We start from the raw sequence: 11,534 nt of genomic DNA, 5'->3' as shown, positions 1-11,534 counted from the left end.
GCCGGTGTCGGACCGTGGCCTTCCGTTGTCCCGTCCGGCGGGTCCGGTCGGTGGGCGCTGCCCGGCGGGACCGCCGTCGCCGGTGGCGGGCACCGTGCCGGGTCCGCCGTGTCCGCCGTGTCTGCTGTCTCCGGCGCGACCGCGGCGTCCGCCGTCCCCGCCGTCACCGGACCGATGCCGGCGCGCGTCGCCCGTCCGGTCGGCCCACTTCGTGTTCCCCCAGCGGTCCCACCGTCAGCCCCGCCTCCCGGCAGTCACGGACGATGCCGGGGAGGGCACCGAGGGCGGAACGCCAGCTGCCGGGGGCGGAGGCGTGGTCGGTGTCGTGGAGGAGGATCGTGCCGCCCCCGCGCAGGTCCGCCGTGACGGTGGCCCGCACCGAAGCGGGCGTGGCGTCCGGCCGCCAGTCCTTCCCCCACGCGGTCCACAGCACCGGCCGCAGTCCCGCCCGGTGTGCCGCGGCCCAGCGTCCGGAGGTCAGGATGCCGTAGGGCGGGCGGTACCAGAGCGGGGCGCGTCCGGCGGCCTCTCCCACCGCGTGGACGGCGCGCAGCAGCTCGCGCGCGTCCCGTGCCGGTGACGGCAGCCAGGGGCGGTCGTGCGCCCAGCCGTGCACGGCGAGTTCGTGTCCCCGCCGGGCCGGCTCGCGGGCCGTCGCCGGGTGACGTACGACGTTCTCGCCGAGCAGGAAGAACGTCGCCCGCACGCCGAGCTCGTCCAGCACGTCGAGGAAACGCGGTGTGGACGCCGGATCGGGGCCGTCGTCGAAGGTGAGCGCGACGTGACCGGGTCGGCCCTGTCCGGTCAGGCCCGGGAACGCGCGCCGGCGAAAACCCGGCAGCCAGGTCGCGGCCGGGCCGATGTGGGCCAGCGCGAAGGCGACTGGTGCGGCGACGTACACCGCCGGTGTGAGGGCCGGCCTCTGACGCATCTGTGCCTCCTGTAGCGGGTGCCGCGCGGTGTCGGTCACGCCCCCCGCCGGCCCCGACCGCGGTACCGCTCCTGCCCCTGACCCTGCTCCTGTTTCCGTCCGTCCGCCCGAGGGCCGTCCCGCGCCGCGGGCGGCGTGTCCCACGCCCCGTGGACCGACGGCGCCCGGGCCAGCCCGATGCTGCCGAGGCCGATCAGCGCCACGCCGACCAGCTCGGGCACCACCCGCACCCCGAGGGCGATCTCCTCGCCGAACAGCGCCCAGCCCAGGGCGACACTGGTCAACGCGTCGCCGAGGGTCAGCGCCGGCTGCGACGCCGCGAGCGTCCCCGCCCGCAGCGCGCTCTGCAGCAGCAGGAAGCTGACGACCCCGACCACCGCCGTGGCGTACGGCGGCCACTGGGTCAGCATCGCGCCCACCCCTTGGGGGAGGCGACCGGTGACCTCCTTCAGCAGCGCCGCCGTACCGCCGAACGCCACCGCGGACGCCGACCCGAACAGCGCGGCGCGCGGCGCGCCCCGCACCAGGCTGCCGACCGAGGCGAGGGCCGTCACCACGACGAACAGCGCCAGGCCCGCCCAGCCCCACCGCCCCGGGGTGGCGGTGTCCTGACCGGCGGACGGGCTGGCGGCACCGAGGAACAGCGCGAGCCCCACGGCCAGGGCCACGAAGGCGAGCCAGGTCCGCAGGTCGGGACGCCGGTGGAAGACGACGCTGCCGACCATCAGAGTGAACAGCAGCTCGGTGGCCATCAGCGGCTGGACGACGGACAGGCTGCCCACCGCCAGCGCGGCCCCCTGAAGGACCGTCGTCAGCGCGAGCAGCGCGGCGCCGCCCACCCAGTACGGGTCGTGCACCAGTCGCAGCAGTGAGCGCACCACCGTGTGAACGGCGCCCGCGCGGTCCTCGTCCTGCGCCGCGGCCCGGCGTTGCAGGACCGACGCCGCGGCGTTGGACAGCGCCGCGAACAGGGCGAGGACGACGGTGAGGACACTCACCGCCGCGCGCTCCCGCTCATCCGGAACTCACCCGAACCGCGTGGCCAGTCGCCGGTACAGACCCGGAGCCGCACCCCGCACCCGGCACGGCAGCCGCAGCCACCCGGGGACGTACACCTCGTCCCGGCCCCGCACCACCGCGGTGCGCACCGCCTCGGCCACCCGCTCGGCGGACACCGGACGCGGCCGTGACCGCCGGTAGGGCGCCCCGCGGCGCTCGAAGAACGGCGTGTCGACGACCCCGGGCACCACGTGCGTGACCCCTACCCCGGTGCCCCGCAGCTCGTAGCGCAGGGCGTCGGCGAAGGCGCCGATCGCCGCCTTGGCGGCGGAGTACACGGCCTCGTCGCGCACCGCCACGCTGCCCGCCAGCGATCCGATGAGCACCACCCGCCCCGACCCGGCCTCCACCATGCCCGGCAGTACCAGCCGTACCAGCCGGAGGGTGGCCGGGACGTTGATCTCCAGCACCTCGTCGATGGTGTGCGGGGGCATGTCCAGGAACTCCCCGGCCCAGCCGACCCCGGCACCGGCCACGAGCAGGTCCACCGGCCCCACCGTGGCCAGCGTGAAGTCGGCGAGCTGCCGATCGGCGCCGGGAAGGGTGAGGTCCGCGGCGAAGGCGGTGGCCGACGCGTCCTCGGCGACCGCGCGCAGCCGGGACGGGTCGCGTCCGCTGAGCACCAGCCGCCAGTCGCCCTCGTCGCTCAGCCGGCGGGCCACGGCCGCGCCGATACCGGAGGACGCCCCGGTCACGAGCGCGGTGCGCGTCCGCGTGCCCCGGCCGCCGACGGGCTCCCGCCGCGGCCTGGCATGATCCGCGTCGGGCGCGACCACCCGAGGTCCGGGGGCCGACCGGGGGCGGGAGAACGCATGGGCCATGGGGACCACCTTGGCTCGGGGCGGACACCGACGAGCGGCCGACCGGGCGGTCGGGCTCCGGCGTCCGGCCGGACGGGCGATCACGGAGTATCCCCGGCAGGGCGCCCGAAACGCCCGCTTCTGTAGCGGTTTGGAATGTGCCGCACCGGCAACTTGGACCGCCGTGCATCCTCGCAGCTCATCGATGTCCCGCCGTTCGGCGGACCCGCCCGGTCCGCCGGCCGGCCGGTGTCTGCTGGTGGTCAGCGCGAGCATGGGCGCCGGACACGACACGGTCGCCGCCGAACTCGTCCGCCGGGCCGAGGAACGCGGTGAGGCGGCGGTGACCGTCGACGTCCTCACCCTGCTGCCGTACGGCCTCGGCGGGGCGTTGCGGCGCTTCTACCGCGGGTCGGTGCGCCACTTCCCCTGGGCGTACGCCGTCCTGTACCGACTGTTCCTGCGTCCCGGCACCGGTCACCGCCCCGGCGGCACGCCCCTGGCCCGGCTCGCGGGCGGCCGGCTGCGGGAGCTGGCCGAGAGCACGGGAGCCGACGTGGTCGTCCCCGTCTTCCACCTCGGCGCCCAGCTGACCGGCCACCTGCGTGCGCGGGGTCTGCTGCCCGTGCCCAGCGTCGTCCTCGTGATCGACTTCGCGGTCCACCGGCAGTGGCTGCACGCCGGCAACGACCACTGTCTGTGTCTCACTCCGGACGTGGCCCAGGAGGTGCGGGAGAGCACCGGCACGCACGCGTCGGCGTGCGGTCCGGTCGTGGCCCCCGAGTTCTTCGCCGACCCTCCTGGGGCGGCCGGCTGGCGGGAGCTCTTCGACCGGCTCGGTCCCGGGCGGCCCGCCGTGGTGCTGTCCGCCGGTGCCTGGGGGGTCGGCTCGCGTCTTCGCACCACCGTCCGGTTCCTGGCGGACCACGGGTTTCTGCCGGTCGTGCTCTGCGGGGACAACGAGCGGCTGCGCCGCGCGCTGTCCGGGACCCCGGGGGCGGTGGCACTGGGCTGGGTGACGGACATGCCCGGCCTGCTGCACGGCGCGCGCGCCCTGGTCGACAATGCCGCCGGCCAGACCGCCGTACAGGCGCTCGCCGCCGGGCTGCCGGTCGTGGGCTACCGCCCGATACCGGGCCACGGTGCGGACGGCGTCCGGCGGATGGTCGCACTGGGGGTCTCGGAGCTCGCCGAGGACGACGATGCGCTGCTCCGCGCGCTGCGGCGGCTCACCGCCCCCGGCCCCGCCCGGCGGAAGCGGGTCGCCGCGGGACGGGCGCTGTTCACCGACGACGCCGTCACCCGGGTGCTGGCCCTCTCCGAGGCCCTGCGGACGAGCCGATGAGGCGGCCGGCCACGCGTACGGGACGGCACCGCCGTCACCGCCTACGCCCCCCTGCGGCCGCGCTTGCGCGCAGCCACCCCCCGCGCCGGAACCGAGCGGTTCCGTTTCGCCCTCCGGACCCAGGGCACCCGGGCCCGAGGTGAACCGGCGGAAGGAGGCGACGCCGTGCGGCTCGACGAATTCCTGACCCTGGTCCGTGACCGCGGCGAGTACCACAGCGAGGACGAGGCCGAGCAGGTCAGCAGGGCCGTCCTGTGGGTGGTGGCGTCCCGCGTGGGCCCGGAGGAGGCCACCGCGCTGGCTTCCGACCTGCCGGCACCGCTGGCCGAGGCGCTGCGACTGGAACGCGGACGTCCGGAGTCCTTCGGCCGCGACGAGTTCCTCCAGCGCGTGGCCCAGCAGACCGGGGCCCGGCCGCGCACCGCGGAATGGGACGCGGGCGCCGTGCTCTCCACCCTCACCGAAGCGGTCCCCGGCGAACGCGTCGACCGCCTGCTGACCCACCTGCCGACGGACTGCGCCGACCTCTTCGGCCGGACCGCGGGGCGCTGAGAACCACCCGGCTCACGCGGATGGACGACCCGAACCGAGCACCGGCCTCCGACCCGGGGACCCGGGGCGGGACGGTGCCCGGCGGTCACCCGGCACGAGCGTGACCTCGAGCGGGCCGGCGGCCCGCTGGGCACCCGCGGGGGCCCCGCGAGCACCTCCGTCGTCGGCGGTCAGTCGCGCTCGGTCCGCTCCGCGCGCTCGGCGTGCAGCTTCTTCACGCGGGCCGTCTCCTTGCGCACATCGGCCTGGACGGCCTGCTCCCGCTCCAGCCATTCCGGGCGCTCCTGCTTCAGCGCCTCGATCTGGTCGGTGGTGAGCGGTTCCGAGACGCCGCCCCGGTGCAGGCCCGCGATGGAGACGCCCAGCTTGGCCGCCACCACCGGCCGCGGGTGCGGACCGTCGCGCCGCAGGTCCCGCAGCCACGCCGGCGGATCCGTCTGGAGCGCGTTCAGCTCGGCGCGCGTGACGACGCCCTCCCGGAACTCGGCGGGTGTGGCCTCGAGGTACACACCCAGCTTCTTCGCCGCGGTCGCGGGCTTCATGGTCTGGGTGTTCTGGTGCGACGTCATGGTGACAAGGGTATCGATCGTCCGAGCGACCGCCGACCACGCCGGGTGACCGCGGAGCCCGGCCCTCCCCGGCCGGTGATCCCGGCCCTCCCCGGCCGGTGATCCCGGCCCTCCCCGGCCGGTGACCGTGGTCCTCGACCGCGGCCCTCGACCACGGCCGGTAACCTGGCCGGGTGACAGGCTCGGTAGACCCCCCCTCGTTCCGGCTCGCCTACGTCCCGGGGGTGACGCCCGACAAATGGGTGCGCATCTGGAACGAGCGACTGCCCGACGTCCCGCTGTCCCTGACCCAGACCACCCCCGCCGAGGCGGGCGGCGTGCTGCTGGCCGGTGACGCCGACGCCGGGCTGGTCCGGCTGCCCGTCGACCGGACCGTGCTCAGCGCGATCCCGCTCTACACCGAGACCACGGTCGTGGTGGTCCCCAAGGACCACCTCGTCACCGCCGCCGACGAGGTGACCGTCGAGGACCTGGCCGACGAGATCGTGCTGCACCCCCTGGACGACGTCCTCGGCTGGGAGCGGCCGCCCGGCCGGCCCGCCCTCGAGCGTCCGGCCACCACGGCGGACGCCGTCGAGCTGGTCGCGGCCGGTATCGGTGTGCTGCTCGTGCCGCTGTCCCTGGCCCGGCTGCACCATCGCAAGGACCTCACGTACCGGACGGTCACGGACGCTCCCGAGTCGAGCGTGGCGCTGTGCTGGCCGGAGGACGCGCACACGGACCGCGTGGAGGACTTCATCGGCATCGTCCGGGGCCGCACCGTCAACAGCACCCGCGGCCGGCAGCCCGCCACGGCACGACCGCAGGACGAGCGAACCGAAGCGGCCTCGACCCGGCGCAAGCCCACGGCCGGGGGCCGGACCGGCGGCGCGAAGAGTGGCGCCAAGGGCGGCACGAAGGGCGGCACGAAGGGCGGTGCCAAGGGCGGCACCAGGGGCGGAGCCAGGAGCGGCGGCAAGGGCGGCGGCGGAAGCGGCGCAGGCAAGGGCGGAAGGCGCGGCAGGCCCCGCCAGCGGTGACGCGGCGGGGCGGCAGCGTCAGCGGACCGTCGGACTGGGCGTCGGCGCGGAGGTGTTGACGTCCAGCCCGGGCGGCTGCGTGAGGGAGAGCACCGGCTCACCCGGCTGCGGTGCCGGCGGCGTGAGCTGGACCTTCGGCAGGCCCGGCGGGGCCGACTGCTGGAAGTTGACCTGGTCGAAGTTGACCAGACCGGTCTTCTCCAGCACGGTGATGTGGTCGAGAACCGTGTCGTTGGCCTGGTCGGCAAGCTGCCGGACCAGGGAGTTCTTGGTGTTGGCGCGGATCTTGGCGATGGCCGGGAAGATCTGGCCGTGCGTGATGCGCATGATGTTGACCGCCGTCGTGTCGAACTGCTTGCCGGTGGTCCCGTCCACGGTCGACACGAACTGCTGCTGTTGCGGGGACGCCAGGTTGGGCAGCGTGATGCCGAGCTCGGGCGCGATCTTGCGGCAGGTCGCGTCGAGCCGGGAGTGTCCCACGACGAGGTGCTCGCCGGCCTCCTTCATCTCCGGTGTCGTCCCCCGCTCCATGGCCATCAGCCCGAGCGGGTGCTCCCACAGCCCCGCGGCCCTGACCTTCACCACGAAGTCCCGGTCGGCCTCGGTGAGCGGCCCGTACAGCGTGTTGGTGATGACGCGGTCCTGGGTACTGGCCGTGTTCTGCACCCCGAGCATGGTCGGATAGGCGAGCGCGGTGAGGGTGAGGACCAGGGCACCGGCCACGAAGGCGGTCCCTGCCGTGGTGCGCGTGATGCGCATCGTGCCTCCTGGGGCGAGGACAGGCTCGGACGCCAGGAGGTACGGATGCGGACGGCGATCCGATCACCTCCCCGGGTAAAGGCTCGGGCAAGAGACCGGCGTCCGTCGGTAGGGCTCGGGCAAGAGACCGGCGTCCGTCGGGAGGGGCTCGGGCGAGAGACCGGCGTCCGTCAGTCCGCGTAGGACGCCTGCCGGGCGATCCGCACCACGCGCTCACCCTCGTCGGGCCCCAGCAGTCCGGCGCCCACCCACGCGTCCACCGTCGACCGCACGTGCGCCACCAGCGCGCCCTTGCCGCGGAACGGGGCCGCGGCCCAGATCTCGTCGAGCAGCGAGGTGCCGTCGTCCCTCGCGGGGTTGGCGACGCCCGAGTCGGTCCCGCCGAGGACCACCCGTGGCTCCGAGCGCCGGAAGTAGGCGTGCGTCGGATCCTCGCTCCCCTCGGCGAACGGCGCCCACTCGGTCCCGTCCAGCGTGTAGTGGAGCGGCTTGCCGGACACGGGGGTGAGCGTGGGCAGCAGGTCGCCGGAGAGCCCCGCGCCGCGGTACAGCCCGCACTCCAGGAGGGCGGTGGACGGGTCGCGGGCGACCAGGTGGACCGGACCCAGGAAGAGGGCCTGCAAGGACGGGTCGTCGAGGGCCTTCTCCACCCGCAGCCGGAAGGGCACACGGACGCGCACGGTGTCGCCCCGGCGCCAGGTCCGGGAGACGGTGAAGTAGCTGCCCGGCGTCGCCGTCCCCGGTACGGCATGCCCGTTGACGGTGACCCGGAACCCGGCCGTGGCCCACGCGGGCACCCGCAACCGCAGCGCGAAGGAGGCGCTGCCACCGCCGAGGGTGAGGGTGCTGCCCTGCTCCCGCGGATAGTCCGTGTCCTGGGTGACGGTCACCCCCCGCTCGGCCCAGGTCAGCGTGGAGCGGCTGTACAGGTTGACGTACAGGGCGTTGCCGTCGGCCGCGGCGAAGTACACCGAGTCCTGGTACTTGGTGGCGCTCTCCATCCCGGTGCCCTCGCAGCAGGTCGTGCCCTGCTTGGGCGTGTAGTCCCGGACATGACCGGGCGTCAGTCCGACGAAGTAGGTCACGAGCGGCTTCTCCGCGTCCGCCGCGTCCTGCTTGGAGCCGAGCACCTGGTTGTACAGCGCGCGTTCGTAGTAGTCCATGTAGGCCGGGTCCTGTTCGTGGAAGAACAGCGTCCGGCTCAGTTTGAGCATGTTGTACGCGCAGCAGCTCTCGGCGGTGGTGGCGCCGAGCGTGCCCGCGATCACGTCCCGCGCCTGCCAGAACTCGCCGGTGCTGGTGCCGCCGATGGCGTACATGCGGTGCGGTACGACCATGCCCCAGAAGTTCTTCGCGGCGGTGAGGTAGCGCTCCTCTCCCGTCGCGTCGTGGAGCCGCACCAGACCGGTGAAGATCGGTATGTGCTGGTTGGCGTGCAGACCGTCGAGGACGTCGTCGTCCGCGGCGCAGGCGTCGATCAGCCGGTCGAGGTCGAACAGCCGGGCCAGCGCCAGGTGGTGCGCCTCGCCGGTGACGGCGTGCAGATCGCAGATCGCCTCCACGATGCCGCCGAACTCCCCGCTGGAGAAGAGGCCCCACATCCGCTGCAGTGTGGCCGCGGGCAGCTTCGACAGCCGGGAGTACATCCAGTCGCACAGTCCGGACGCGAGGTCCAGCGCCCGCCCGTCCCCGGTGGCGAGGTGGGCGTCCAGCAAGCCCCGAAGGATCTTGTGGGCCGTGTAGTACGGCGCCCAGACCCTGGTGTAGTCACTGCCGGTCATCGACTCCAGCTCGACGAACTGCGTCTCCGGGTACGCCGCGAGGAACCCGGGATGGCTGGGTCCGCCCCAGGTGCGTCGCAGCGTCGCGGTCAGGCCCCGCCCGGAGGCGTCCGCGAACGTACCGCCGGCCGTCTCGTCGAAGGCGTACGACGCCAGGTCGCCCCGGCCCGCCGGGGTGTCGGCGGCGCGACGGTCCCGCAGCGCGCCGATCTCGGCGGCGCTCAGGGCGCGTGACCACACGTCGAACCCCCCGAACGCCCCCGCGAAGACGGGGTCGGCGGGGTAGTGCGAGCGGCCGAGCCAGTGGTGGGCGAGGGGGCCGAGGCCGGCCGGGGTCAGGGACATGGCGGTGTTGCGCGCCACGGCGGCGCCGTCGACGTAGAGGGTTCCGGTGCCGTCCGCGAGGGTCACCGCCAGGTGGCTCCACTCGTCCAGGGGCAGCGCGGCCGCGCCGTCGAGGCCCTGCTCGCCCCCGGCGCCGCTGCCGGTGAGGGCGAAGCGCGGTACGCCGTCACCGTTGCGGGCCGCGAGGTAGAGGTAGCGGGTGGTGTCGTCACCGAAGTCGAGGACGCGGGCCCAGTCCCCGGCGTGGGTGGGTTTCACCCAGGCCGCCAGCGTGATCGCGGAGGCGCCGCCGAGGACGCCGGCGGGGAGGTCGACGTACTGGTGGGAGCCGCGCACGTTCTGAGCGGCGGCGCCGAAGCGGCCCGGCGTGCTCAGCACGGCGGGGTCGTGGCGCAGGGACTCGCGCACCTCCGTCAGGGCGGTGACCATGCTGGTGATCCGCTCGGCGAAGACCTCCTCCCCGGTGCCGCGGTGGGCCTGGGCGAGCATGGTCAGGAAGTGGCCGGTGTAGTGACCGCGCAGGTTGCCGTTGGCCTCGCCGTCCAGCCCCTCCCAGCCGCCGGGGGCGACGGCGCCGAGGGTGGACAGACCGGCGTTCGCACGGAAGACCTGGAGCAGCCGGTCGACGTCGTAGCCGCGCGCGTGGTCGAGCATCAGGCGACGTTTGTCGGCGAAGACGCCCCGGCCGAGGGTCACGTCCTCCAGCCCGAACGGCCGCACGGACCAGGCCGCAGGGGTCGGGGTGTCCGGGAGCGTGGCCGGGACCCGTGGTGCGGCGCCGGGCCCGCCGCCCGCCGCGTACGCGACCGCGGGCGTTCCCGCGACGACGGCCGTGGCCAGCAGGAGGGCCCGCCGGGAGAGGGGCGCTGCCATGTGCTCCTCGTTTCTTCGGTTCGAAATATCGAATGCCGTTCGAAAGCCCGCCCAGAAGATAGGCAAGGGGCACAGGGGCGTCAACGGTACCGACGGGTACGGTCAGACGGGCCGGGCCGCCCGCACGAGCCACTCGTACGCCGCCCGCGCCGTGAACTCCGCCTGCCCTCCGCGCAGCAGGAGGTCGGCGGTGGCGAACTCCGGGGCATCGGCCTGGGCCGCGACGTACGGGACCGCGATGCAGCGCATGCCGGCCGCGTGCGCGGCGGCGGCCCCCGGAGCGGCGTCCTCCAGGACCACGCAGTCGGCCGGGTCCGACCCGAGCCGGCGGGCCGCCTCCAGGAAGACGTCGGGGGCGGGCTTGCCCTCGGCGACCTCGTCCGCCGAGACGACCGTGCGCAGCCGCGCGTCCAGTCCGGTGCGGGCCAGGATCGCCCTGATGGCCTCGGGCGACGAACCCGACGCCACCGCCAGCGGTACCCCCTCGTCCGCCAGCAGCTCGACGAACTCGCGCATCCGCGGGTACGCCTGGGCCGAGGTGCGCGCCAGCTCCAGGTAGTGGCGGTTCTTGACGGCCAGCAGTTCCTCCACCGGAGCTCGCAGGCCGTAGCGCCGCTTCCAGTCGGCGACGGTCTCCCGGGTGCTGATGCCCACGTACCCCTCGTGGTCCGCCCAGGTGAAGTCCGGCACGCCGTACTCGGCCAGCGTCCGCCGGCCCGCCTGGTAGTAGGTGGGCTCGCTGTCCACGAGCGTTCCGTCGAGATCGAAGATGACCGAGATGCCGCCGAGAGTGCTCATGGGCCCCAGGATGCCAAGGAGCCGGCGGTCACTTCCGCGCCTGGCGCCCGATCGACTCCACCAGGGGCAGCAGCCGGTGCGGGACGCGCTCGCGCAGCGCCACCTCGCTGCGGGTCCGCACGACGCCGGGCAGGCTGATCAGCTTCTGGACCACGTCCTCCAGGTGTGCGTTGTCACGCGCCACGACGCGGGTCAGCAGGTCGCCGCCGCCCGTGATGGAGAAGGCCTCGACGATCTCCGGGACGGCGGCCAGTGCCTCGCCCACCTCGTCCAGGTGGCCCTGGGTCACCTCGATGTGCACGAACGCGAGGACCGGGTGGCCCAGTGCGGCGGGGGAGAGGGACGGTGCGGTGCCGGTGATCACCCCGTCGCGCTCCAGGCGGTCCAGCCGGGCCTGGAGCGTGCCCCGGGCGACCCCGAGGAGGCGGGCGTACTCGCGCACGCTGGTGCGCGGCTGCTCCAGCAGCAGCCGAAGGATGCGGGTGTCGAGTTCGTCGACCGCCATGGCGCCGGGTCCCTTCGTCGGCCATTGGCTCTTGGGTGGCCGTGAAAGTGCCGCTGGAACTGTACCAATGGACCTGTCCTGAGCGAGCCTGTTGAGCCACTGGTGGAAGAGATGCTCCTATGGGTGGGTCGATGGCGCTGCGGATTCCGCGGCGCCTTTTTCGTGCCGGTGGATTCCGGGCCAGTAGGAGGGGGCGGT

General features: G+C 74.3%; 11 protein-coding genes. 3 read left to right on the top strand and 8 right to left on the bottom strand.

Annotated elements, in window-relative coordinates; genetic code table 11:
- Window positions 1–163 precede the first annotated feature (163 nt).
- From SAM23877_RS05495 to SAM23877_RS05485, 3 genes are read right to left on the bottom strand one after another with little or no spacing between them, the layout of a single operon-like run.
- Window positions 164–931 (bottom strand): polysaccharide deacetylase family protein, encoded by a 768-nt coding sequence (locus SAM23877_RS05495; protein ID WP_053142188.1) that lies wholly within the window; start codon window positions 929–931, stop codon window positions 164–166.
- Between the two features lie 35 nt (window positions 932–966).
- Complete coding sequence (locus SAM23877_RS05490) at window positions 967–1,929, bottom strand: DMT family transporter (RefSeq protein WP_053127449.1); 963 nt, start codon at window positions 1,927–1,929, stop codon at window positions 967–969.
- Between the two features lie 27 nt (window positions 1,930–1,956).
- Window positions 1,957–2,811, bottom strand: coding sequence for an SDR family NAD(P)-dependent oxidoreductase (locus tag SAM23877_RS05485; RefSeq protein ID WP_053127448.1), 855 nt, complete (start codon window positions 2,809–2,811; stop codon window positions 1,957–1,959).
- 184 nt (window positions 2,812–2,995) lie between these two features.
- Between SAM23877_RS05485 and SAM23877_RS05480 the strand changes: the two genes are divergently transcribed.
- Entirely contained in the window at window positions 2,996–4,135 is a 1,140-nt protein-coding gene (locus SAM23877_RS05480; protein ID WP_053127446.1) for an MGDG synthase family glycosyltransferase, read from the top strand.
- Between the two features lie 165 nt (window positions 4,136–4,300).
- A complete protein-coding gene (locus SAM23877_RS05475; RefSeq protein ID WP_053127443.1) occupies window positions 4,301–4,687 on the top strand; it encodes a DUF2267 domain-containing protein in 387 nt (128 codons plus the stop codon).
- 170 nt (window positions 4,688–4,857) lie between these two features.
- Here SAM23877_RS05475 and SAM23877_RS05470 read toward each other — a convergent pair whose 3' ends face one another.
- Window positions 4,858–5,256 carry a DUF5997 family protein gene (locus tag SAM23877_RS05470; RefSeq protein ID WP_053127441.1) on the bottom strand — a complete coding sequence of 133 codons (399 nt, stop codon included), beginning with the start codon at window positions 5,254–5,256 and terminating at the stop codon, window positions 4,858–4,860.
- A 173-nt stretch (window positions 5,257–5,429) separates the two neighbouring features.
- Here SAM23877_RS05470 and SAM23877_RS05465 point away from each other — a divergent pair, with 173 nt between their 5' ends.
- Entirely contained in the window at window positions 5,430–6,275 is an 846-nt protein-coding gene (locus SAM23877_RS05465) for a LysR family substrate-binding domain-containing protein (protein WP_053127439.1), read from the top strand.
- Between the two features lie 18 nt (window positions 6,276–6,293).
- On the opposite strand, the gene SAM23877_RS05460 is transcribed toward SAM23877_RS05465, so the two are convergent.
- From SAM23877_RS05460 to SAM23877_RS05445, 4 genes are all read right to left on the bottom strand, one after another.
- Window positions 6,294–7,034 (bottom strand): DUF4142 domain-containing protein, encoded by a 741-nt coding sequence (locus SAM23877_RS05460; RefSeq protein WP_053127437.1) that lies wholly within the window; start codon window positions 7,032–7,034, stop codon window positions 6,294–6,296.
- Window positions 7,035–7,204: 170 nt separating this feature from the next.
- On the bottom strand, window positions 7,205–10,033 hold the full coding sequence (locus SAM23877_RS05455; RefSeq protein ID WP_053127435.1) for a beta-L-arabinofuranosidase domain-containing protein: 2,829 nt from the start codon (window positions 10,031–10,033) through the stop codon (window positions 7,205–7,207).
- Between the two features lie 102 nt (window positions 10,034–10,135).
- Complete coding sequence (locus tag SAM23877_RS05450; RefSeq protein WP_053127433.1) at window positions 10,136–10,831, bottom strand: HAD family hydrolase; 696 nt, start codon at window positions 10,829–10,831, stop codon at window positions 10,136–10,138.
- 28 nt (window positions 10,832–10,859) lie between these two features.
- On the bottom strand, window positions 10,860–11,336 hold the full coding sequence (locus SAM23877_RS05445; protein WP_053127431.1) for an Lrp/AsnC family transcriptional regulator: 477 nt from the start codon (window positions 11,334–11,336) through the stop codon (window positions 10,860–10,862).
- Window positions 11,337–11,534: the final 198 nt, after the last annotated feature.

Origin of the sequence: Streptomyces ambofaciens ATCC 23877, assembly GCF_001267885.1 — a bacterium.
GTDB classification, from domain to species: domain Bacteria; phylum Actinomycetota; class Actinomycetes; order Streptomycetales; family Streptomycetaceae; genus Streptomyces; species Streptomyces ambofaciens.
Note: the sequence above shows the minus strand (reverse complement) of the source record. Positions and strands in the feature narration are given on the sequence as shown.